At 42.8% G+C, this 23,269-nt stretch carries 21 protein-coding genes; 3 read left to right on the forward strand and 18 right to left on the reverse strand.

Annotated elements, in window-relative coordinates:
- Positions 1 to 3: 3 nt before the first annotated feature.
- Together G8782_RS01775 and G8782_RS01780 are read right to left on the reverse strand one after the other, a co-directional pair.
- On the reverse strand, positions 4 to 756 hold the full coding sequence (locus tag G8782_RS01775; protein ID WP_172369193.1) for an SDR family NAD(P)-dependent oxidoreductase: 753 nt from the start codon (positions 754 to 756) through the stop codon (positions 4 to 6).
- Positions 743 to 1,684: an MBL fold metallo-hydrolase gene (locus tag G8782_RS01780; RefSeq protein WP_172369194.1), complete on the reverse strand. Its 942-nt coding sequence runs from the start codon at positions 1,682 to 1,684 to the stop codon at positions 743 to 745. The genes G8782_RS01775 and G8782_RS01780 overlap by 14 nt, the downstream gene beginning before the upstream one ends.
- 428 nt (positions 1,685 to 2,112) lie before the next feature.
- Here G8782_RS01780 and proC point away from each other — a divergent pair, with 428 nt between their 5' ends.
- Together proC and namA are read left to right on the forward strand one after the other, a co-directional pair.
- Positions 2,113 to 2,922: a pyrroline-5-carboxylate reductase gene (proC, locus tag G8782_RS01785; RefSeq protein WP_172369195.1), complete on the forward strand. Its 810-nt coding sequence runs from the start codon at positions 2,113 to 2,115 to the stop codon at positions 2,920 to 2,922.
- Positions 2,923 to 3,057: 135 nt separating this feature from the next.
- The gene (namA, locus tag G8782_RS01790; protein WP_246231520.1) at positions 3,058 to 4,077 is read left to right on the forward strand and encodes an NADPH dehydrogenase NamA; all 1,020 of its coding nucleotides are present in this window, start codon (positions 3,058 to 3,060) and stop codon (positions 4,075 to 4,077) included.
- A 59-nt stretch (positions 4,078 to 4,136) separates the two neighbouring features.
- Here namA and rnz read toward each other — a convergent pair whose 3' ends face one another.
- From rnz to mce, 5 genes are read right to left on the reverse strand one after another with little or no spacing between them, the layout of a single operon-like run.
- Positions 4,137 to 5,084: a ribonuclease Z gene (gene rnz, locus G8782_RS01795; RefSeq protein WP_172369197.1), complete on the reverse strand. Its 948-nt coding sequence runs from the start codon at positions 5,082 to 5,084 to the stop codon at positions 4,137 to 4,139.
- A 28-nt stretch (positions 5,085 to 5,112) separates the two neighbouring features.
- Positions 5,113 to 6,312, reverse strand: a complete 1,200-nt coding sequence (locus G8782_RS01800; protein WP_172369198.1) for a DNA polymerase IV — start codon at positions 6,310 to 6,312, stop codon at positions 5,113 to 5,115.
- Between the two features lie 18 nt (positions 6,313 to 6,330).
- Positions 6,331 to 7,452 carry a M20/M25/M40 family metallo-hydrolase gene (locus G8782_RS01805; protein ID WP_172369199.1) on the reverse strand — a complete coding sequence of 374 codons (1,122 nt, stop codon included), beginning with the start codon at positions 7,450 to 7,452 and terminating at the stop codon, positions 6,331 to 6,333.
- A 14-nt stretch (positions 7,453 to 7,466) separates the two neighbouring features.
- On the reverse strand, positions 7,467 to 9,014 hold the full coding sequence (locus G8782_RS01810) for an acyl-CoA carboxylase subunit beta (RefSeq protein ID WP_172369200.1): 1,548 nt from the start codon (positions 9,012 to 9,014) through the stop codon (positions 7,467 to 7,469).
- 4 nt (positions 9,015 to 9,018) lie between these two features.
- Entirely contained in the window at positions 9,019 to 9,429 is a 411-nt protein-coding gene (gene mce / locus G8782_RS01815) for a methylmalonyl-CoA epimerase (RefSeq protein WP_172369201.1), read from the reverse strand.
- A gap of 116 nt (positions 9,430 to 9,545) precedes the next feature.
- On the opposite strand from mce, the gene prli42 reads away from it, so the two are divergent.
- Positions 9,546 to 9,638: a stressosome-associated protein Prli42 gene (prli42, locus tag G8782_RS01820; RefSeq protein ID WP_172369202.1), complete on the forward strand. Its 93-nt coding sequence runs from the start codon at positions 9,546 to 9,548 to the stop codon at positions 9,636 to 9,638.
- 100 nt (positions 9,639 to 9,738) lie between these two features.
- On the opposite strand, the gene G8782_RS01825 is transcribed toward prli42, so the two are convergent.
- The 11 genes from G8782_RS01825 to yqiS form a co-directional block, all read right to left on the reverse strand.
- On the reverse strand, positions 9,739 to 10,179 hold the full coding sequence (locus tag G8782_RS01825) for a BrxA/BrxB family bacilliredoxin (RefSeq protein WP_172369203.1): 441 nt from the start codon (positions 10,177 to 10,179) through the stop codon (positions 9,739 to 9,741).
- Between the two features lie 101 nt (positions 10,180 to 10,280).
- The gene (meaB, locus tag G8782_RS01830; protein ID WP_172369204.1) at positions 10,281 to 11,363 is read right to left on the reverse strand and encodes a methylmalonyl Co-A mutase-associated GTPase MeaB; all 1,083 of its coding nucleotides are present in this window, start codon (positions 11,361 to 11,363) and stop codon (positions 10,281 to 10,283) included.
- Entirely contained in the window at positions 11,363 to 13,522 is a 2,160-nt protein-coding gene (gene scpA, locus G8782_RS01835; protein WP_172369205.1) for a methylmalonyl-CoA mutase, read from the reverse strand. Before scpA ends, meaB begins: the two co-directional genes overlap by 1 nt.
- Positions 13,509 to 15,209, reverse strand: a complete 1,701-nt coding sequence (locus G8782_RS01840; protein WP_172369206.1) for a methylmalonyl-CoA mutase family protein — start codon at positions 15,207 to 15,209, stop codon at positions 13,509 to 13,511. Before G8782_RS01840 ends, scpA begins: the two co-directional genes overlap by 14 nt.
- Positions 15,210 to 15,323: 114 nt before the next feature.
- The gene (locus tag G8782_RS01845) at positions 15,324 to 16,637 is read right to left on the reverse strand and encodes a dihydrolipoamide acetyltransferase family protein (protein WP_172369207.1); all 1,314 of its coding nucleotides are present in this window, start codon (positions 16,635 to 16,637) and stop codon (positions 15,324 to 15,326) included.
- 20 nt (positions 16,638 to 16,657) lie between these two features.
- The gene (locus G8782_RS01850; RefSeq protein ID WP_172369208.1) at positions 16,658 to 17,641 is read right to left on the reverse strand and encodes an alpha-ketoacid dehydrogenase subunit beta; all 984 of its coding nucleotides are present in this window, start codon (positions 17,639 to 17,641) and stop codon (positions 16,658 to 16,660) included.
- Positions 17,641 to 18,648, reverse strand: a complete 1,008-nt coding sequence (locus G8782_RS01855) for a thiamine pyrophosphate-dependent dehydrogenase E1 component subunit alpha (protein WP_172369209.1) — start codon at positions 18,646 to 18,648, stop codon at positions 17,641 to 17,643. The genes G8782_RS01850 and G8782_RS01855 overlap by 1 nt, the downstream gene beginning before the upstream one ends.
- A 17-nt stretch (positions 18,649 to 18,665) precedes the next feature.
- On the reverse strand, positions 18,666 to 20,093 hold the full coding sequence (gene lpdA, locus G8782_RS01860; RefSeq protein ID WP_172369210.1) for a dihydrolipoyl dehydrogenase: 1,428 nt from the start codon (positions 20,091 to 20,093) through the stop codon (positions 18,666 to 18,668).
- Positions 20,094 to 20,098: 5 nt separating this feature from the next.
- A complete protein-coding gene (gene buk / locus G8782_RS01865) occupies positions 20,099 to 21,202 on the reverse strand; it encodes a butyrate kinase (RefSeq protein WP_172369211.1) in 1,104 nt (367 codons plus the stop codon).
- Positions 21,203 to 21,232: 30 nt separating this feature from the next.
- On the reverse strand, positions 21,233 to 22,324 hold the full coding sequence (bcd, locus tag G8782_RS01870; RefSeq protein WP_172369212.1) for a branched-chain amino acid dehydrogenase: 1,092 nt from the start codon (positions 22,322 to 22,324) through the stop codon (positions 21,233 to 21,235).
- Positions 22,325 to 22,353: 29 nt separating this feature from the next.
- Positions 22,354 to 23,265: a phosphate butyryltransferase gene (gene yqiS, locus G8782_RS01875; RefSeq protein WP_172369213.1), complete on the reverse strand. Its 912-nt coding sequence runs from the start codon at positions 23,263 to 23,265 to the stop codon at positions 22,354 to 22,356.
- Positions 23,266 to 23,269 lie beyond the last annotated feature (4 nt).

Raw genomic sequence — 23,269 nt, forward strand, 5'->3', positions numbered from 1 at the left:
GTTTTATTTTTTCATAAAAAAGTTGCGCCCTAATCGCTCGACAAGCGTTGGTGCAAGCGCGTGAAGTTTACTTGTAATCCCCATATACCAAGGCTGATTCACTTCTCTTACAGGTTTTTCAATCGATTGCATCACTGAATCGACTACTGTTCCTACGGTCAGTAAATGTTTACTTAACGATTTACGGTAATTTCCAGTCTCATCGGCGAGATCTAGGAATGGCGTATCGATTGGACCTGGGTTAATTGTAGTAACGTGAATGCCAAATGGTGCAACTTCCATACGCAGTGCATTTGCATACCCTAATAGTGCATGTTTTGACGCTGCGTAGACAGAGGCTTTCGGAGTCGCGACTTTTCCCGCTTGCGAACCAAGATAAATCAAATGGCCGCTTTTACGTGCCATCATGTCCGGCAGTAGGCGTTTTGTCAGTTCGATTGGTGCCACGACGTTGATATCCATTGTTTTACGTGTTGTTTCGTCGGAAAGTTCATGCGCGTATTGGAACGTACCGACTCCTGCGGAGAAAATAACAACGTCTGGCGAGCCAATTTTCTTCATGACAAAATCAAGGCCTTCTTTTTCAGATAAATCGGCCGGTATCGTATGTGCACCTTCATTTTGCAATGTCCATAAAATATCCGTGGCTCTTCCTGTTGCCCAGACTTCATGCCCTTCTTTCACCAATCGTTTGGTCAGTGCATGCCCCACTCCGCTTGTTGCGCCTGTGATTAGGAAAGATTTACGCTTTTTCATAATACAAAATACCACTTTCATCTCGAGTTTCGCGGACAAGTTCCTTGTCGACAAGGTAGTCAGCATGTCCGATTGTTACAGATAATGTGAGCCCGAGTTCTTTTTCGTATACAGTCGGGAATAGCACTTTATTTAATTCGAAAATCGTACGTCCATTATCCATCATGGCAAGGACTTTCATGGCACGTTCCCGTTGTTTTTCAAGTCTTGCTTTAATTAGCGAATGCGCATTTCTGACTTCGTCCCCATGGCCCGGGTAAATCACTTCAACGGGAAGCGTCAGAATTCTTTTTAAGGATTCATTGTACTGAAGCAATGAACGCGGGCGCTTATCTTTTGGATCTAACGGCGGTTCAATAAGTGGATTTGATACAACTTCCGGAAGTACAAGGTCGCCGCCAATCACCTGGCGCGTGTTTTCATTCCAAAATACATGATGACTTTGCGCATGTCCCAATGTTTCAAGAGCTGTCCAACCAGGATGTCCCGGTAGCGCATCTCCTTCTGTCAGTATTTTATCTAACGGCCTGTCTCCCATGAGGGCAACAGATCTTTTCATCTTTTTCACCCAACCTAAATATTCATCGGGTACACCTTCTTCGATAAGGCAATCAAGGTAAAACTTATCGTGATAATTAAAAAAAGCTTCATCTCGCTTTAACCATAAATTATTGTATGGATGCCCGAGCACTGTTGCGTTATCAAATGCATCAATCCATCCCGCATGATCAGGGTGATGGTGAGTTAAGAAAACCTGCTCAATATCAGAGAATGCATAACCTGCCTCTTTCAATCCATGCTTGAGCGCTTCATATGCTTCCGGTGTTTTTGGTCCCGCGTCAATGAGTGATAACGCATCCCCTTTCACGAGAAACGCGTTTACATCCCCAACAGCAAATGGTGTGGGGATACTAATTTTATGTATCATATGAAAAATCTCCTTCATGTAATGAATAGGTATTCAGTTCATTGTACATCTTTTGGAAGGTGAGGTCATCCTTTCTTTAAGTTGAATTAATATTTTTTTTGGAGTTGACATTCCTTGAATGGCATGCAATAATCAGACTAATTCAGAACATGCAAGCTTTGACGAAGACGAGTAGTTATGGTGATGGAGACAAGAAAAATGTGGCCATCGGCTGAAAGCCGCATATCCCTCTCCCATCTCGAACCTCCTTCCGAGCTGTTGTGGAAACACGACCGTCTCCAACGCGTTAAGATGGAAACAAGTAGTGCCGTAAATTCGGCAAATCTAGGTGGTACCGCGGAAACATGCGTTTTCGTCCTTTCAGTAGGATGAGAACGCATTTTTTTATTGGCTTTATTGATTTTATTGAAATGAAAGAGGCGATTTTTTTGGAAAAGATTATATTTGTAGGTGCAGGTTCGATGGCGGAAGCAATTATCGGCGGGATTATAGAGCAAGGCGCAGTCCAACCTCAAGATGTGTTTGTAATGAATAAATCTGATGATGATAGATTGAATTCTTTGCAAAAGAAATATGGCGTGTCGATTGTTTGTCGGGAGAAAAAAGCATTCGAAAACGCGGATCTTGTAGTACTTGCGACGAAGCCGAAAGATATTCAGCAAGCAATGGCGGACATCTATCCTTTAATAAATAAAAATGCCGCTGTTTTATCTGTAATCGCCGGGGTTTCCATTAACACGATTGAAAACGGTCTCGGAAATAGGCCCATTGCGAGATCGATGCCGAACACATCGGCAACGATTGGAAAATCAGCAACCGGTATAGCAATGAACGCAGCTGTGGATGAAAATATGAGAAAACAGCTTCTAGGTTTATTGGAATCGATTGGATTAGTGAAAGAAGTGGAAGAAGATGATTTACATGCGGTAACGGCCCTTTCCGGAAGTGGCCCGGCCTATGTCTATTTCTTGGCGGAGGCGCTTGAAGAAGCTGCGTTAAGTAAAGGTCTGACAAAAGATGTGGCACGTTCGCTCATCATTCAAACGCTCGAAGGTGCCGCCGCAATGATGAAAGAAACTGGAACGGAACCAGCTGAACTCCGGGAAAACGTGACGAGTCCAGGCGGCACGACTGCAGCCGGGCTACAGGCATTGGAAAATCGTTTATTTAAAGAAACGATTTCGGAGTGTATTGAAAAAGCAACGGCACGGTCGCGTGAACTGGGTGCACAAAATTAATACTTAAAACTGTATTTTTAATGAGAAAGTTGCTTACTTTCGTCAAAACTGATGCATTTAGCTAAGCACCTATACAGCCTCGAACATTACCTTTTTGCTATACTAATAGAAGAATTAATTTGGGAGGTTATATATTTGGCTAAGTTATTTGAACCCTTCACAATACGCGATGTCGAATTTAAAAACCGTATTGTGATGTCCCCGATGTGCATGTATTCGAGTCATCATGACGACGGCATGATTGAAGACTGGCATAAGACTCATTATGCAACGCGCGCTGTCGGGCAAGTCGGGCTTATTATTGTGGAAGCGACGGCTGTTCAACCAGAAGGACGCATATCCGCGCAAGATCTTGGCATTTGGAGTGATGATCATATCGAAGGCCTAGCGGAAACAGTTCGACTTATGAAACAACACGGCTCAAAAACAGGTATTCAACTTGCCCATGCCGGTCGGAAAGCAACTGTTGAAGGTAATATATTTGCACCGTCCCCAATTGCATTCAACGATTCCTATAAAACACCTGTAGAAATGACGACAGACGATATCCTGGAAACGATTCAAGCATTTAAAGACGGAGCGATCCGGGCGAAGAAAGCTGGATTCGATGTCATTGAACTGCACGGGGCACATGGTTATCTGATCAATGAGTTTTTATCTCCTTTATCGAATAAACGGACAGATGAATATGGTGGGTCGAATGAAAATCGATACCGCATTTTACGTGAAATCATCGATGAAGTGCGTTCAGTTTGGGAGGGACCTTTATTCGTCCGGATTTCCGCACATGATTACACCCAAGGCGGCATGACACCGGAAGCTTATATTGAAATGGCAAAGTGGATGAATGCGCAAGGTGTTGATTTAATTGATGTGAGTTCCGGTGCAGTGGTTCCCGCAAGAATCGATGCTTATCCGGGTTATCAAGTGAAGTTTTCAGAAACAATCAAAGAAGGCGCAGACATTGCAACTGGGGCTGTCGGTCTAATCACTACTGGTATCCAGGCAGAAGAAATCTTGAAAAACAACCGAGCCGATATGATTTTACTGGCCCGTGAATTATTACGTGATCCTTATTGGGCATATACGGCAGCGAATGAACTCAATGTTAAAATTGAAGTGCCAAAACAATACGAACGCGGCTGGATATTTTAACTTTAGACAGCCCACGATAAAGGTAAACCCACGAAAAGACAAATTTTTCGTGGGTTTACTTATTTACTATCTAACTGAATTACTGTGTGGTTTTTCCATTCAAACCTCGCAAAGTCTTCGGCAATATAAAGTTCTGGAAAAATGGCTTTCCCTTGCTTCAACAATTCCGGAATATCTTTCGGCATAAATCTAGCACTAATATGGTTGGCGATAAGTGTTTTTGCTTCAGCTTTTTCCGCGGTGGTGGCCGCATCTCCTATTGTTGAATGACCATAGTCTTTTGCAAGCTCGCCCGTATCTAAATCGAAAGTTGCTTCATGAACTAAAATATCCGCTTTATGCGCCAACTCAATTGCTTCATCGCAATAACGCGTGTCGCCAAGAATCGTAACGGTAAATCCTTCTTGTGGCTCGCCCGTGACATCTTTGCTTAAGACGAGTCGGCCATCCGGCAATTCGACGTCTTCTCCATCTTTTAATTGTTTCAACAAAGGTCCTTTAGGAACGCCTTTTTTTATAGCTTCATCGATAAGCAATTTCCCTTGAAGCGGTTTTTGTTCAATTCGATAACCGAAGCACGGGATGACATGGCGCAATGATTTAGCTGTGACAAGAAAATGTTCATTTTCAAAAACAATCCCGTCGGTAACTTCATGAAAGACAAGTTGATAAGTTAAATGAGTTTGAGTAAGTTGAAAGGTTGTTGTCAGCCATTCTTCTAGTCCGACTGGTCCATAAATATGAAGGGCATCTTCACCGCCAAGAAATGACCTAGAACTCAATAGTCCCGGTAAGCCTAAAATATGATCACCGTGTAAGTGGGTAATAAAAACCCTAGATATTTTACTCGGTTTCAATGAAGTATGTAAGATTTGATGTTGTGTCGCTTCTCCGCAGTCAAACAGCCATAATCCTTCTCCTTCTGCAGAAAGATTTAGAACTACGGAAGACGTATTACGCATTTTTGACGGCATCCCTGCGCCCGTACCTAAAAACTGCAATTCCAAAGTAATTCGCCCGCCTTTCTACGTAATGTTAGGTATGCCCTCTTTTAATGGAACCCGTTCCAAATTTTTGTTCTATTGTTTTCACGAGGCTATCAATTTTTTCCGCCTCCGCATGTTTTTCAAAATTATAAATCGATAATTGCTCGTATATTTCATTCATCGGGATAACGTTTGATACCGTAATTCCTAAAAGCCGGATCGGTTCACCGTCCCAATACAATTTGAATAATTCGATGGCTTCATTATAAATTTCTTCTTCTTTATACAATGGATTGAGCATCGTTCTGCTTCTCGTCTGGTTTTTCCAATCGGCAGTGCGGATTTGAATCATGATTACAGTACCCGCAAGTTGTTCGCGGTCCAATCGGAGTGCGACTTTATTGGCCAACCATTTGAATGTTTTCAAGCATTCGCTCAGTGCAGTTTCATCAATCGGTAATGTTGTAGAACTTCCTACACTTTTTCGTTCTTCTGCCGCTTCCGGATCTACAGGTCGGTAATCAATGCCGTTTGCTCGTTTCCTTAATCGTTCTCCATTTTTCCCAAGAGATAATCTAACCATCTTTTCATCGGCCGTTGCCAAATCTCCGATAGTATGGATTCCGAGTTCATTCATTTTCTTTTCGGTACTTTTTCCAATGCCATGCATCTCAATGACAGGTAACGGCCAAAGGATTGTTTCGATTTCACGTTTTCGTAAAATCGTGATGCCCATGGGCTTTTTCATATCAGAGGCCGTTTTTGCCAGAAACTTATTCGGGGCAATACCGATTGAACAGGGCAAATCAAGTTCTTGCAAGATTCGTCGTTGAATCTCTTCCGTAATAGAAATAGCATCGGTTAGCCCGCCGATGTCAGTAATATCGATATATGCTTCATCAATTGAAACCGGTTCAACTAGATCCGTATACGTTCGCAACAGATCGAACACGGCTCTAGATGCGATTCTATACTTTTCGAAATCAGGCGGAACGATAACCAAGTCGGGGCAAAGTCGCCTTGCTTCCCCGACCGTCATCGTCGTATAGATGCCGAGCGCTCTCGCTTCATACGAACAAGTAACAAGAATCCCGCGGCGTTGTTTCGGATTTCCCGCAACCGCCATAGGAATCCCTTTTAGAGAGGGGTCATGCGCTTGTTCAACTGATGCGAAGAAACTATTCATATCAAGATGCAGGATGACCCGTGCCCGTGTTTCACCGACAGTCGCCACATGACTTCCCCCCATCTATTGGTATTTACTAGATTATTTTGATGCTGTGACCTTAACGATTTCTATTAGTAATTCGGTCAGCTTATTCAATTCTTCTACTGGCATCCGTTCATTTGTCGTGTGAATCTCTTCATACCCAACAGATAATGTGACAGTCGGGATACCTGCGCCGTTAAAGACGTTACCGTCACTACCTCCGCCGCTTGTTAACAATTCTGGAGTTCTACCTATATTGTTAATTGCTTGAACGGCTGTTTGAACGACTTCGGCACTTTCTTCGAAGCTGAATCCTGGATACATTTCTTGAACTTCAGTTTGAGCTTGACCGCCCATTTGTTCAGCTACTTGTTCAAATGTTGAAACCATATGATCCGTTTGTTTTTTTAGTTTTTCTGGATTAATCGAACGAGCTTCCGCTACGATAGTAACTTCATCGCATACGATATTTGTCGCGCGTCCACCGTGGAAACTTCCTATATTTGCTGTCGTTTCAGCATCAATACGGCCAAGCGTCATTGCAGAAATTGACTTTGCTGCAATATTGATCGCAGATACACCTTTTTCAGGGGCAACGCCTGCATGCGCAGTTTTACCGTTAATCGTCGTCCATAATTTAGCTTGATACGGAGCAGATGTAACGATGCCGCCTACTTTGCCGTCGCTGTCTACCGCATAACCGTATTTTGATGTGATTAGTGAAGCGTCCATTTCTTTCGCACCTGCAAGTCCGCTTTCTTCACCCGCGGTAATGATAAATTGAATATCCCCGTGAGAGATATAATTTTCTTTAACCGTGCGCATCATTTCAAATAATGCCGCGATGCCTGCTTTATCGTCCGCGCCGAGAATTGTCGTGCCATCGGAATAGACATAGCCGTCTTCGCGCAGTTCTGGTTTTATTCCAAGACCTGGAACAACGGTATCCATATGACATGTGAAGTAAATGGAATCCGCGTCAGCCACGTTTCCTTTAATAGAAGCGATTAGATTTCCCGCACCGTGCCCGCTTCTTTGTGCGGAATCGTCTTCAATGACTGTAAACCCGAGTTCTTCCATTTTCACTTTTAATACATCTGCAATTGCTCTTTCATCTTTTGTTTCTGAATCGATTTGCACGAGCTCGAAAAATTCTTCTAATAGTCTTTCTTTATTCAATAAATTCCCTCTCCTTAAAGCGGTATATTTCCATGTTTCTTTTTAGGTCTTGTTTCTTTTTTATTCCGCATCATATCCAATGCTTGAATTAGCTTAATGCGCGTTTCTCTTGGATCGATAACGTCATCAACCATTCCATGAGAAGCTGCGACATATGGATTGGCAAATTTCTCACGATATTCTTCAATTTTCTCTGCACGTGTTTTATCTGGGTTATCCGAGTTAGCGATATCGCGTGAGAATATAATGTTTGCCGCGCCTTCAGGTCCCATAACTGCTATTTCTGCATTCGGCCATGCATAGACAACGTCTGCACCGATTGATTTCGAATTAAGTGCAACATACGCCCCGCCGAAAGCTTTTCGTAAAATAACAGTCATTTTTGGAACAGTGGCTTCTGAATACGCATACAAGATTTTTGCTCCGTGTCGAATAATGCCCCCGTGCTCTTGTTTTACTCCCGGGAAAAATCCGCTAACATCTTCAAATGTTATAATCGGAATGTTAAAGGCATCACAAAAACGAATAAAACGGGCCGCCTTATCAGAAGAATCGATATCCAGACCGCCAGCCATGACGCGCGGCTGATTGCAAACTAAACCGACCGTTTCCCCTTTAATGCGGGAGAGTCCGACGACAATATTACGAGCGAATTCAGGTTGAACTTCCATAAATGAATCTGTATCGACGACTTGTTCAATCACGCGTCGAATATCGTAAGGACGTATGCCTTCATATGGAACGATATCTGCAAGATCAGGACGATAATCATCGCTGTCAGCATAATCTGCGATAGGCGGTTTTTCTTCGTTATTTTGAGGCAAATAAGACAATAGTTGACGAACACTTTCCAAAACAGTCTTTTCATCTTTTCCGCGGAAATGCGCATTCCCGCTAATTGAGTTATGTACTTTAGATCCGCCGAGCGCTTCCGAAGAAATTTTTTCACCAGTTACCGTTTCGATCACTTTCGGTCCAGTGATAAACATTTGGCTTGTTTTGTCGGTCATAAACACAAAATCTGTAATTGCTGGCGAATAAACAGCGCCACCTGCACATGGCCCTAAAATTACCGAAATTTGCGGAATAACTCCGGAATAAATTGCGTTTCGATAAAAGATTTCCCCATAACCGTCTAAAGAAACAACGCCTTCTTGAATTCTAGCGCCGCCCGAATCATTTAAACCGATAAATGGCGCACCATTTTTAGCAGCTAGATCCATGACATTTGCAATTTTCATGGCATGCATTTCCCCGAGTGCTCCGCCAAAAACAGTGAAATCTTGGGAGAACAAATAGATGGGTCTGCCATCAATCTTACCGTATCCAGTAACGACGCCGTCCCCTGGTCCTACTTGCATGTCCATGCCGAAATCTCTTGTCCGATGCGTGACGAACGGGTTTAATTCGACAAATGTATCTTTATCTAGCAGAAGATCGATCCGTTCTCGTGCAGTCAGTTTCCCTTTTTCATGTTGCTTCTCGATTCGTTCATCGCCGCCGCCTAGTTCAATTGCTCTTCGCTTATCATAAAGTTCATTGATTTTATCGTATATGTCCATTCAATTATTCCCCTTTATCCCTTTTTTCACACAGTTCATATAAGACGCCGAAAGAAGATTTCGGATGCAAAAATGCAACTTCGGCACCACCGGCACCTGGTTTTGGTTCAGCTGATAATAATTGGACCCCTTTTTCTTCAAGTTCACCCATTCTTGACCGGATGTCCGTAACCCCGAATGCGATATGGTGAATGCCTTCGCCTCTTTTTTCAATAAACTTTGCGACCGCGCCGCCTTCATCCATAGGTTCAAGTAATTCCAGTTTAATGTTTCCGGCATCAATGAATGCCACGCGTACTTTTTGACTTTCCACTTCTTCGATTGCTAGCAATTTAAGGCCGAGCGTATGTATGTAGTAATCAAGTGAATCATCGATATTCTTTACAGCAATTCCGATATGGTCAACGTTTTTCACCAAAACCCCTCCCTTCCTTCTATTGTAACATTTTTCAAGAAGAATCTGCTACCTGTTGTGAATTCTGCAATTTCTGTTAAAATTGGAGTAAGTATTATTTTAAGGAGATTAGAAAAATGGCCAATAAAAACGTTCGCAAATGGATTCTTTATATTATGATCGCTGCCATGTTACTTTCTGGACTTGGAATGGGTTTTAGCATGATGTAACTCCCCTTGATAGGGGTACCTGCTATCCAGAGATAAATGTACACAAAAAAACTGTTCGGACACACATGGAATGTGTCTGGACAGTTTTTTTAATTTCTAATTATACTTCTTCGCAATGCTCTTCAAAATGGCTTTGCAAGTTTGCAACGACTGACATCGGGTCATGCCCTTCGATTTCGTACCGGCCAATTTCGGCCACTAATTTTCCGTCTTTTAATAATGCGAATGACGGGGATGATGGCAAGTGATCCTCGCCAAAATGCATGCGTGCCTGTGCTGTAGCTTCTTTATCTTGTCCAGCAAAAACAGTTACTAGATGATCTGGGCGCTTATCATAGTGGACCGCATGTTGTGCTGCAGGACGTGCAATTCCACCAGCACAGCCGCAAACCGAGTTTATCATGACAAGTGTCGTGCCCGGACGTTTAACTGCATCCTCCACTTGTTCAGGTGTTGTCAATTGTTCATATCCGATTGCATCCATTTCGGAGCGTGCTCGAGTTACTGTTTCATTCATTAAGAGATTAAAATCCATAGTCATTACTATCTAACTCCTTTCTTTCTTCATTGTAATCATAACAGGAGCATTATTGACATGCAAAGGACTTGCAACTATAAAACTGTAAATAATCATTGTTTTTTCTATTTTACAAACAACTGCTCAACAGCGTTCGTTAACGTAATATTTCCTTTGATCAATTCTTGCTCCAATGATGACATTTTTTCTTTACGACCCGGTTCTGAGAAAAAAGATTCGATTATACGATTTTCAATCATGGCTCTGAACCAGTCTTTCGTTTGTTCATTTCTACGCACTGCCCAGTAATTAGCTTCTTCCATCTTCTTCTTAAATTTACCTATTGTTCCCCAAACATCATCTAACCCTGTTTTAGCAAGCGAAGATACTGGTAGTGCCGCGGATGTCCATCCAGGAGAAGCGGGTTGTAAAAAATGAAGTAATTGTTTGTATTCTCGGACAGTTTTTTTAGCTAGTTTCAAATTATCGCCGTCCGCTTTATGAACGACAATCATATCCGCAAGCTCCATTATGCCTTTTTTCATCCCTTGCAACTCATCACCCGCACCTGTCAAAACAAGCAGCATGAAGAAATCCACCATCCCGCGAACGACGGTTTCACTTTGTCCGACACCGACTGTTTCGATTAAAATAATATCGTATCCGGCCGCTTCGCATAAAAGCATCGTTTCACGCGTTTTTTTATGAACACCGCCTAACGTGCCTGCTGTTGGCGAAGGCCGGATGAAAGCGTTAGGGTGTTTCGCCAATTCTTCCATCCGTGTTTTATCCCCCAAAATACTGCCCCCCGTAAGCGAAGAACTCGGGTCGATTGCAAGCACTGCCACTTTATGGCCAGCTTGTGCCAGCATAAGCCCGAAGCTTTCGATAAAAGTGCTTTTTCCAGCACCGGGCACTCCCGTGATCCCAATACGAATACTATTTCCCGTTTTCGGAAGTAAACTGAGAAGAAGTTCTTGCCCCGCCTTTTTATCGGACTCTGAAATGCTTTCTATAAGCGTAATCCCTTTTGCTAGATCGAGACGCGAGCCGTTCGTAATATTAGTAGTCAAATCCGAAATTGGAATATCCCGTTCCTTTTTGACAAAACGTTTCCGAGGTAAAGCTGTCATCCCATCATGTGTAGAATTAATGCCGTCCATGACGTTCATGGCGCTATCGTCACGAATATGATCTTTACGATTCATTAATCCGACACTTCCTCGTACCCAAGCCTGCGGTAAATCTCTTCGATTACTTTTTGTGCCGCGACTGGTATGACAGTTCCGGGACCGAATATGGCAGAAGCGCCGTTTGCACGAAGAAATTCATAGTCTTGTGCTGGAATCACACCTCCGACAACGATCAATATATCTTCGCGTCCTATTTTCACAAGCTCATTTCTCAATTCCGGAACAAGCGTTTTATGACCGGCCGCAAGCGAACTAACTCCGATGACATGCACATCGTTTTCAGCTGCTTGCAGTGCTGTTTCTTCTGGTGTTTGAAATAGCGGTCCGATATCGACGTCAAAACCCAAGTCCGCGAAAGAAGAAGCAATCACTTTAGCCCCGCGGTCGTGGCCGTCCTGCCCCATTTTACCGATTAAAATTCTTGGTCTCCGTCCTTCGTTTTCCAAGAAATCTTCAGCCATCTGTTTCACTTCATCAATCTCATCTTGGTTCGAAAAGTTTGAACTGTATACTCCGCTCACAGAACGAATCACCGCCTTATGTCTTCCAGATACCGACTCGATCGCATCTGAAATTTCACCTATCGTTGCGCGCGCACGAGCCGCATCGACGGCTTTTGCAAGAAGATTTCCTTTACCCGTTCGAGCAGTTTCCGTCAACGCTTCAAGGCTACGTTTAACTTCAGCTAAGTCGCGTGTAGCTTTCGTTTGATTGATTCGGTCAATTTGTTTTTGTCTAACGACAGTATTATCGATATCTAAAATATCAATCGGTTCCTCAACGTCAAGTTGGTATTTATTGACGCCGATGATCGACTCTGCTTTAGAATCAATTTGCGCTTGACGTTTAGCAGCGGCTTCTTCGATTTTCATTTTTGGAAGACCCGTTTCAATCGCTTTCGCCATTCCGCCAAGCTCTTCGATTTCTTCTATTAATTCCCAAGCCTTCTCCATCAGTTCGTCTGTCAGTTTTTCAACATAATACGATCCGCCCCATGGATCCGCAATTTTTGTCATCAGCGTTTCTTCTTGTAAAAACAATTGAGTATTTCGAGCGATCCGCGCTGAAAAGTCAGTAGGAAGCGCGATTGCTTCATCCAATGCATTTGTATGGAGGGACTGAGTATGTCCCATCGCTGCGGCATTTGCTTCGATAAGCGTTCGCGTGACATTGTTAAACGGATCTTGTTCGGTCAAGCTCCAACCGGACGTTTGTGAATGTGTGCGCAGTGCCAGTGATTTAGGATTTTCCGGTTCAAATGATTGAATCATCTGCGCCCACATTTTCCGAGCAGCTCGCATTTTTGCGATTTCCATAAAGTAGTTTTTACCGATTGCCCAGAAAAATGATAATCTTGGTGCAAATGAATCGATATCGATGCCGGCATGTAATCCTGTACGAACATATTCAAGTCCGTCAGCTAGCGTATACGCCAATTCGATATCCGCAGTGGCACCCGCTTCTTGCATATGATAGCCCGAAATTGAAATCGAGTTGAATTTAGGCATTTTCCCGGATGTGAATTCAAAAATATCGGCAATAATTTTCATCGACATTTCCGGCGGGAAAATATATGTGTTTCGTACCATATATTCTTTTAAAATATCATTTTGAATAGTTCCTGCTAATTTTTCGGGCGTGACGCCTTGTTCTTCCGCTGCGACGATATAAAACGCCATGACAGGCAACACAGCGCCGTTCATTGTCATCGAAACGGACATTTCATCAAGAGGGATTCCGTCGAATAATATTTTCATATCTTCAACCGAATCGATCGCAACTCCAGCTTTACCAACATCACCCATTACGCGTGGATGATCAGAATCATAACCTCGGTGCGTAGCTAAGTCGAACGCGACCGATAACCCTTTTTGTCCCATCGCGAGGTTCCGTCTATAAAATGCGTTACTTTCTTCAGCCGTTGAAAAGCCCGCATATTGACGAACTGTCCAAGGTCTCGATACATACATAGTCGGATACGGACCGCGCGTGTTCGGTGCGATCCCGGGGTAATCATTCAAATGGGAAACGCTTTCAACATCTTCTTTTGAATAAACTGCTTTAATGTCGATTCCTTCATTCGTACGAAATGGGTTGCCTGCTAAAGGAGATGCTTCGGTTAATGATTCGGCATCAAGCAATGGATTTACTTGTCTAAAATCAGGCTTTTTCATTTTTCGCGTCTCCTTTCCAACTATTTTTAATATCTGTCAGTTTCTTAATTCTGTCCTGCCCGCTGAACATGAAACCATTAAGGCCATTTGCAAGCCATTTCTCACTTACATCAGTTTCGTACTTTCCAGCCGCATCAATTAAAATTCCATTAGGGAGTCCCTCAAGTAAATCAGTTACGATTTCTTCAGTTACATTCGAGTTTGCACAGACAACTGCATAATCCGGTTTTTCAATCGCGAGCCACTCATTTGCTTCTTGCGCATTATTGAATAGTGGACTCCATTCTGAATGAATGCCTCCTGTAGCTAAAAATCCGCTTACAAAATCGGCCCGCGGCTTAACGTCTTTTAATTCTCCAAATGTTACTAACACTGTTTTCGGTTGTTGTTCTTGAAAATGAGCTCTTATATCTTCAAAAGGTTCTGCTAGACGACCTTCTACTTCGACTCCATCGTCAACTTTCAATTCAATCGCTGATAAATCCGCATAAATATTTGTGCCGATTAATGACTTCGTACCTTTGGCAACTTTTTCAGAACTTGCTAACCTATTTACTTTCAAACGTTGTTCAAGTTTTCCGCTTTTGACATAAGTTTCATAACCGCCGGCAGCGTCGATTTCAACAAATAAGTCCCAAGCTTTTTCTACAAGTTCATTCGTCAAAGTATCGATAAAATAAGAACCGCCAGATGGATCTAGCACTTTATCTACAAGTGTTTCATTTTTAATAACGAGTTGAACATTTCGTGCGTAGCGAATTGACGCCGGAGTCGTGCCTGTCAACACATCGTGAGGATGAACAGTAATCACATCGGCACCGCCTAGAACTGCTGAAAACGCTTCATTTCCCGCGCGCAATAAATTGACGTACGGATCTAATTTCGAATAGGTTCTAAGCGATGTTTCTGTCAAAATAGGAATATGTGCAACTTTTATCTCGCCAAATGATTTTCCTAGTGCATTCCATAGAATGCGAAAAGCGCGAATTTTGGCAATTTCCATAAAAAAATGAGTGTCAATCGCGAAACGGACGAAAAATTGATCGCTAAATTCACCAAACGTTTTATAGGTAGTCGCTATTTCCGCCCCTTCAGCAATTGCAAGTGCCAACTCTGTGACAGCGTCCGCGCCTTTTAAATGAGCACTGCGTACATCTGCAGAAATTGTACGAACGTTTGTGTAACCATCAGGTAAACACCAACCAGTAATCGAAATCGCTCCCCGCACCTTGCTACGGTCTTCCTGAGCTACGTTATCAAATATATTAAGTAGTTGATCGTTTTCATTTGTATTTATTATGAATATTGGGTATGAAACTACAAGTTCTGCCAAACTTTCTAGGGATTTTTCGTCCCATTCAAGTTGGTTTGTCCCGTCATAAACAATTGCTTCATTCCCGCGTTCAATTGAACTCATAAGCTCCGCAACAAAAGATTGCCCATCAGCAGCATATTGCTGCTGTGCAACAATCCAACCGGGTTGCTTTTTTGCCTGTCTAATCGTATCAATTGTGTTCGTATTATCTAATTGTTCCTCAACATATAACGGCTGTAAATCGATTCCTTCTGGTGTTTTCGTAATCAGTTCTTCAAAAGGTTTTCCCCTTAATGATTTAACAGCGACTTCTTTCCATTCCAAATAATTTCTGTCTTCAAAATTTGTCGTCCTCATCTTATGTATGGTCACTTTTCCCATTCCCTCCCAATCTACTATACTTACCTCTATTTTACATGAGCGTCCCGGAATTTGTAAGTTGAAAAAGCCCGGAACCATAATTCAGGTTCCAGGCGGTAAAATTTATTAATAAATTGATGTATTTTCTGCCGAAACATTTTCAAGAATTTCTTTTACGCGTGCTAGGAAACGTCCGCAGACAAGTCCGTCAAGCACTCGGTGATCAAGAGACAAGCACAAGTTAACCATATCGCGTGCGGCAATCATACCGCCGTTCATGATAACTGGACGCTTGACAATCGACTCGACTTGAAGGATTGCCGCTTGCGGATAATTGATAATTCCCATAGATTGAACGGAACCAAATGAACCGGTGTTATTCACCGTGAAAGTTCCGCCTTGCATTTCAGATGATTTCAATTTTCCTGTACGAACTTTTGTAGCCAACTCTTGTATATCACGACCGATTCCTTTTATCGTTTTTTCATCTGCATGATTGATCACCGGAACAAACAAGGAATCTTCAGTTGCCACAGCGATTGAAATATTAATATCTTTTTTCTGAATGATTTTGTCGCCGGCCCACATGGAATTCATCATCGGGAATTCTTTCAATGCTTGTGAGACTGCTTTAACAAAAAATGCAAAGTACGTTAAGTTGAATCCTTCCTTCTGTTTGAATTCATCTTTCAATGAATCGCGGTAAGCAACTAAATTCGTTACGTCGACTTCAACAGTCATCCAGGCATGCGGCGCTTCATGCTTCGAGCGCAACATATTATTCGCAATGGCCCGACGTACTCCAGTGACAGGAATTTCAATATCGCCTGCCATGACCGGCACTTCAGTTTTCGGCTGTTGCACAGGTTCGGATTTTGTTGGTGTTGGCGTTGGCGTTTGTTTTGATGTAGCTTCCTCTTGAACTGGAGCAGCTTTTGGCATTTCCCCGCTTTCGATTATCGCTAACAAATCCTTACGTGTTATCCTTCCACCGCGTCCTGATCCTTCAACAAGAGATAAGTCGATATTATTTTCTTGTGATAGGCGGAGAACCGCTGGCGAGTATCTTCCACTTTCGCCTTTATCTTGCTTAATAGGCGAAGTTGGTTGAAGCGAACCTTCTGCCGGCATTTCATTTGCTGGTTCTGGTTTTGCGGGTGACGCAGCTATTTGCGGTTCAGATGCGTCACTGCTGGCTTCTTCAGTTTCAATCACACAAACAATCGAACCGACATCTAGTGTTTCTCCTTCTTGTGCAACTAACTCTTTAATCGTTCCACTGAATGAAGAGGGAATTTCAGCATTCACTTTGTCCGTATTCACTTCAGCGAGCGGATCGTATTTATTGACTGTGTCGCCGGGTTTTACAAGCCATTTTTCAATGGTGCCTTCTGTTACGCTTTCACCAAGTTGCGGCATTAAAATATTTTCAATAGCCAATCAATTTACCTCCATCTCTTTTAAAACTCAGCAAGATCACGTGCTGCTTTTTCGACTTTATCAGGGTTCATCATAAAGAATCGTTCCATTGTCGGTGCGTATGGCATCGCCGGAACGTCTGGACCCGCAATACGTTTTATAGGAGCATCCAGGTCAAATAGACAGTTTTCGGAAATAATTGCAGCGACTTCTCCCATAATGCTACCTTCCATATTGTCTTCAGTTACGAGAAGTACTTTTCCAGTTTTCGAAGCGGCTTCAATAATCGCTTCTTTATCAAGTGGGTAGACAGTCCGTAAATCTAGAATATGGGATGAAATACCATCTTCGGCAAGACGTTCAGCAGCTTGTAGCGCAAAGTGCACACAAAGACCGTATGTGATAATCGTGATATCATCGCCTTCACGTTTCACATCCGCTTTTCCGATTGGGAGTACATAATCATCATCCGGAACTTGACCCTTAATTAAACGGTAAGCACGCTTATGTTCGAAAAACAAGACAGGATCTTCATCACGAATCGCTGCTTTTAAGAGGCCTTTCGCATCATAAGGCGTAGATGGAATAACGATTTTCAAACCCGGTGTGCTTGCGAACATCGCTTCAACGGATTGCGAGTGATAAAGCGCCCCGTGGACACCTCCGCCAAATGGTGCTCGAATAACAATCGGGCAAGACCAATCGTTATTAGAACGGTAACGAATTTTTGCAGCTTCAGAAACAATTTGGTTAACGGCCGGCATGATAAAATCGGCAAATTGCATTTCCGCAATAGGACGCAAACCGTACATAGCAGCTCCGATGCCGACACCTGCAATGGCAGACTCCGCTAAAGGCGCATCGATAACACGCGCTTCGCCAAATTGTTCGTATAAGCCTTGCGTAGCTTTAAATACGCCGCCTTTTACACCAACGTCTTCACCAACAACGAAAACGCGATCATCTCGTTCCATTTCTTCTTTCATCGCAAGGGTAATTGCATCAATAAAAGACATTACCGTCATTATTCGTTCCCCCCATCTTCAGCATACACATGAAGGAGCGCTGTTTCAGGATCTGCATAAGGAGCATTCTCTGCATAATCAGTCGCTTCGTTAACTTCTTTCATAATACGCTCTTCCATTTCTTTTTCTATTTCATCTGTTAAAACGCCTACTTCTTTCAAATAAGCCGCAAACGTAATATTTGGATCTTTCGATTTCTCAATCTCAAGCTCTTCAGCAGAACGATATTGACGGTGGTCATCATCGGATGAGTGGGAAGTTAGTCTGTAACAAACCGTTTCAACGAGACTCGGCCCTTCTCCTCGGCGCGCACGGTCCGCAGCTTCTTTAACTACACGATAGACTTCAAGTGGATCCGTTCCATCCACCGTGAAACCTGGCATGCCATATCCGATTGCCCGGTCTGATACGTTTTCAGCCGCAATTTGTTTTTCGATCGGAACGGAAATCGCATATTTATTGTTTTCAACCATAATAACAGTCGGTAATTTATGAACACCCGCAAAGTTCATTCCTTCATGGAAATCGCCTTGGTTGGAAGAACCTTCTCCTAATGTTACAAATGTGATAAAGTCTTCCTTCTTCATTTTCGCGGCTAGTGCAACACCGACTGCATGCGGTAACTGTGTTGTTACTGGAGACGAACCTGTCAGTATCCGGTTTTTTCTTTGCCCGAAGTGCCCCGGCATTTGACGACCGCCTGAATTCGGATCTTCGGCTTTTGCGAATGCGGAAAGCATGAGCTCTTTTGTTGTCATTCCAAAATGTAAAACGACTGCCATATCACGATAATAAGGTGCGATCCAATCCTTATCTTTGTCTAGTGCAAATGCTGCACCGGCTTGGGCTGCTTCTTGACCTTGACATGAAATGACGAAAGGTATTTTCCCCGCGCGATTTAATAACCACATCCGCTCATCGACTCGGCGCGCGCGAACCATCGTTTCAAAAATGTTTAAGACGTCTTGATCGGTTAAACCGAGTTCTTCATGACGATTTTTTGCCATTTTTATAAATCCCCCTTTTACATGTGTATCGCTTTTCCATCCACGGCCAATGCCACTTCGCCCATTACTTCCGAAAGAGATGGATGTGGATGAATCGTACTTGCTACTTCCCACGGCGTTGCATCAAGAACCATTGCTAAACCTGCTTCCGATATAAGTTCAGTGACATGGGAGCCAATCATATGGACGCCAAGAATATCGTCCGTTTCCTTGTCAGCGATAATTTTGACGAATCCATCAGAATTTCCGTTAACGAGCGATTTTCCGATTGCCATAAATGGAAACTTTCCTACTTTAACGACATAGCCTTGATCTTTTGCTTGTTGCTCAGTAATTCCGACACTTGATACTTCCGGGCTTGAGTAAATACAACGCGAAATCTTTTTATATTCTATTGGATCATTTTTTAAACCCGCGATATGTTCAACTGCAGCAATTCCTTCATGAGAAGCTACATGGGCAAGTTGAAGACCGCCAATAACATCGCCAATTGCATAAATATGATGTTCTTTCGTTTGAAACGTCGGTCTTGTTTGTATAAAACCGTTAACCACATCAATTTCAGTATTTTCAATCCCTATACCTTCAACATTTGCTTGGCGTCCAACCGACACAAGCATTTTTTCAGCGGTATATTCTTTCGTCTCTCCTGAAATTTCTGCGGAGATTGTAACTGAACCAGTCTCTTTTACAAGCGTCTCCGGCAATACCTTCGCACTCGTTACGATAGTGATTCCTTTTTTCGATAGAATCTTTTTCATTTCTTTAGAAATATCTTCATCTTCAGTCGGAATGATCCGATCCGCATATTCAAGTACAGTTACTTCAACACCAAAATCATGCAACATAGACGCCCACTCAATTCCAATTACTCCGCCTCCGACGATAACGATTGATTTTGGAAGCGTTTCCAATGACAGTGCTCCATCAGAAGATAAGACATCGATTTCATCGATTTCTAATCCCGGTAATGACTTTGGTCTTGAGCCTGTTGCGATGATCAAATGTTTAAGAATGAGCATTTCATTTTCTTCGCCGTTTTTCATTTCAACTGATATTGTTCCTGGCATAGGAGAGAATATAGACGGTCCGAGCATTCTGCCTAATCCTTCAAAAACATCGATTTTCCCTTTTTTCATTAGCCCGGTAACACCTTGGTGCAGTTGTTTCACAATACCATTTTTACGTTCTTGCACACGGCTAAAATCGAGTGATACATCATTTGCATCTACCCCGAATTGTGCGGCCTGATTTTTCGCCAAGTCATAGACTTCAGCACTTTTTAATAAGGCTTTACTCGGAATGCATCCTTTATGCAAGCATGTTCCGCCCAGCATATCTTTTTCTACAAGTGCCGTTTTCAGTCCCAGTTGCGCGGCTCGTATGGCAGCTACATAACCACCCGTTCCACCGCCTAATATGACTACATCATATTCTCGTCCCAAATCAGTTACCTCCCTGAAACTACCCGTTGAGATGGATAGTTTTTTGCTTTTTCCTCGCCTGATAGCACTCGAATTGCGCCTTCAGCAAGTGCTTGTAATTCATCTTCGCCTGGATATACGACAACATCAGAAATCCAGTCAACCTTAGATGAAATTGACTCAATAAACTCTTTTCCATAAGCAAGTCCGCCGGTCAATATAATTGCATCGATTCGGCCTTCCAATACTGCAGCTGCACTGCCGATTTCTTTTGCAATTTGATAAGCCATTGCATCGTAAATCAGTTTTGCCTTTTCATCGCCAGCAGCAATTCTTTTTTCAACAAGAACAGCATCATTCGTTCCAAGATAACCGACCAAGCCGCCTTCGCCGACGAGTGATTTCATTACCTCGCTCCGGAAGTAATTGCCTGAGAAACATAAATCGACGAGATCGCCCGTGGGCACAGTTCCTGCTCTTTCCGGACTGAATGGACCATCTCCATGCAATCCGTTATTAACATCGATCACTCTGCCTTCAGCATGGGCGCCTACTGTAATCCCGCCGCCCATATGCGTCACGATGAGGCGAAGTTCCTCATACTTCTTATTTACTTGGTCTGCATATCTTCTAGCAACTGCTTTTTGATTTAATGCATGAAAAATCGATTTACGATTAATTAAAGAAAAACCGGATATTCGAGCGACTGGTTCTAGTTCGTCGACGACAACTGGATCGACGATGAAAGCTGGTATATTAAGACCTTTCGCAATTTCATTGGCCAAAATCCCGCCAAGGTTGGATGCATGTTGACCCGAATATCCTTTTCTTAAATCATCCAGCATGACATCGTTAACTTCATACGTTCCGCCTTCTATCGGTCGCAATAAACCGCCGCGTCCACAGACAGCGTTCAGTTTTGAAATGCTGATGCCCTCCGATTCCAATGCTTTCAAAATGGCATCTTTTCGGAAACTATATTGATCAATTATGGAAGGATATTGTGCAACCTCTTCTACCGAATGTCGGATGGTGCTTTCCATGAGTAATTTATCATCGATGTAAACCCCGATTTTTGTAGAAGTAGATCCTGGGTTAATCACTAAAACTCTGTATTCTGTTGCTTGCACATTAATTTCTCCTTCCACATTAATCCTTTATTATCGCCCTGTTAAAACACTTTTTTCATTTTGTAAAAATTGACTGCGTGATTTTGCAACACGTGCAATTCGTTCTTCCGCCAAGCGGTCAGCAGCAACGTATGTCGGGATATTATCACGTTTAGAAATGTTGAAAATCTCTCCGATTATATCGTAAATTCCCTCTACTCGCTTTAATGCGCGTTCACGATTATAGCCAGATAATTCATCAGCTACATTGATGACTCCGCCTGAGTTTATAACGTAATCGGGTGCATAAACAATACCCATTTCATGAATCTGGTCGCCGTGGCGATTTTCTTTTAATTGGTTGTTTGCAGAACCGGCAATTACTTTGCACTTGAATTGCGGAATTGTTTCATCATTAATAACTGCTCCGAGCGCGCATGGTGCGAAAATATCCGCATCTTGTGAATAGATCTCATCAATGTCGACTGCTGTCGCGCCGAACGCATCAACAGCGCGTTGAACGGCTTCTTTATTAATATCTGTGACGATTAGTTTTGCGCCTTCCGCGTGCAAATGTTCACACAGTGTGTAAGCAACGTTGCCGACGCCTTGTACAGCAATTGTTTTGCCTTCGAGTGAATCCGTGCCAAAAGCTTCTTTTGTTGCTGCTTTCATGCCCACATAAATGCCGTATGCAGTAACTGGTGAAGGATTACCAGATGATCCTCCTGATGAAGTTCCGGTTACATAATCCGTTTCTAGGTGAATGAGATCCATGTCATCTTCAGTCGTTCCAACATCCTCCGCAGTAATATAACGACCGTTTAAGCCTTCTATGTAACGGCCGAATGCACGGAACATTTCATCATTTTTATCTGTTCTTGGATTGCCGATAATAACCGTTTTTCCACCGCCAAGATTTAATCCCGCTGCTGCATTTTTATAAGTCATTCCCCGTGCTAATCGAAGCGCATCTTCAATTGCTTCGCTTTCACTTGCATACGTCCACATACGTGTACCACCAAGAGCTGGGCCAAGTGTTGTGTCGTGAATTGCGATAATTGCTTTTAAACCTGATGTTTTATCCTGACAAAAGACAACTTGCTCAAAATCTTCATTTTCCATATACTTGAAAATTTCCATTATTAATTCCTCCTTAGTTAAGTACGCGTTCATTTTCTTGATGTAGAAAGGATTGCAAGTGCAAGCGAATAAAGTTTGCTTTCTGCACTATCTGCCCTCGAAGTTAATACGATCGGCGCGCTGGCTCCTTGTATGACTGCTCCAACTTTTGCCTGCGCAAAGTAAATAAGTGATTTATATAAAATGTTACCTGCTTCGATATTCGGAACGACTAAGATATCCGCTTTCCCGGCTGCTGGGCCAGTTATTCCTTTTTGTCTGGCGGCCTCTATTGAAATTGCATTATCAAGTGCCAACGGACCTTCTATTACACAACCATCAATCTGACCGCGTTGACTCATAACAACTAAAGAAGCAGCATCGATTGTCGGGGTCATGGCAGGATTAATCGTTTCAACGGCAGCAAGAGGTGCAACGTTCGGTTCACTTAAACCGCACGAATGAGCAGTTTCTACTGCATTCCGAATGATTTGCGCTTTCGCCTCAAGATCAGGCGCTATATTCATGGCTGCATCTGTAACAAACAAAAGTCTATCATAGTTTGGCACCTCAAACGCTGCAACATGGGAAAGAATCTTTCCTGTCCTAAGCCCATAATCGCTATTTAAAACTTCTTTCAAAAGCACTGACGTCGGGATATTTCCTTTCATCAAAATATGCGCTTGCCCACTCGAAACTGCCTTTACAGCTTCAACCGCTGATTCTTTCAGATTTTTCGTATGATGAATCTGGATTTTTTCATTGGAGAGTAACTCACGAAAGTTTCGAGAAAGTAAATGATGAACTTTTTCTTGATCGTCAAATAATATAAATGACGCTATTTCATTATTTACTGCTTCATAGACTGCTGTAAGCACTTCCATATCAGCTGCGGAAGCGACCGCTACAATAGGATCATCTTGCATAGCTGCTTTTTCGACAATTGATGCAAGTGTTGTCATTTGC

This window comes from Sporosarcina jiandibaonis, assembly GCF_013184495.1.
In the GTDB taxonomy this organism is placed as follows: Bacteria; Bacillota; Bacilli; order Bacillales_A; family Planococcaceae; genus Sporosarcina; species Sporosarcina jiandibaonis.

Excerpts from the sequence above, each read along its gene's own strand:
- G8782_RS01775 (WP_172369193.1), bottom strand. The coding sequence starts at position 756 with ATGAAAAAGCGTAAATCTTTCCTAATCACAGGCGCAACAAGCGGAGTG.
- G8782_RS01780 (WP_172369194.1), bottom strand. The coding sequence starts at position 1,684 with ATGATACATAAAATTAGTATCCCCACACCATTTGCTGTTGGGGATGTA.
- G8782_RS01800 (WP_172369198.1), bottom strand. The coding sequence starts at position 6,312 with ATGGGGGGAAGTCATGTGGCGACTGTCGGTGAAACACGGGCACGGGTC.
- G8782_RS01810 (WP_172369200.1), bottom strand. The coding sequence starts at position 9,014 with ATGGACATATACGATAAAATCAATGAACTTTATGATAAGCGAAGAGCA.
- prli42 (WP_172369202.1), top strand. The coding sequence starts at position 9,546 with ATGGCCAATAAAAACGTTCGCAAATGGATTCTTTATATTATGATCGCT.
- G8782_RS01825 (WP_172369203.1), bottom strand. The coding sequence starts at position 10,179 with ATGACTATGGATTTTAATCTCTTAATGAATGAAACAGTAACTCGAGCA.
- meaB (WP_172369204.1), bottom strand. The coding sequence starts at position 11,363 with ATGAATCGTAAAGATCATATTCGTGACGATAGCGCCATGAACGTCATG.
- scpA (WP_172369205.1), bottom strand. The coding sequence starts at position 13,522 with ATGAAAAAGCCTGATTTTAGACAAGTAAATCCATTGCTTGATGCCGAA.
- G8782_RS01850 (WP_172369208.1), bottom strand. The coding sequence starts at position 17,641 with ATGACGGTAATGTCTTTTATTGATGCAATTACCCTTGCGATGAAAGAA.
- G8782_RS01855 (WP_172369209.1), bottom strand. The coding sequence starts at position 18,648 with ATGGCAAAAAATCGTCATGAAGAACTCGGTTTAACCGATCAAGACGTC.
- bcd (WP_172369212.1), bottom strand. The coding sequence starts at position 22,324 with ATGGAAATTTTCAAGTATATGGAAAATGAAGATTTTGAGCAAGTTGTC.
- yqiS (WP_172369213.1), bottom strand. The coding sequence starts at position 23,265 with ATGACAACACTTGCATCAATTGTCGAAAAAGCAGCTATGCAAGATGAT.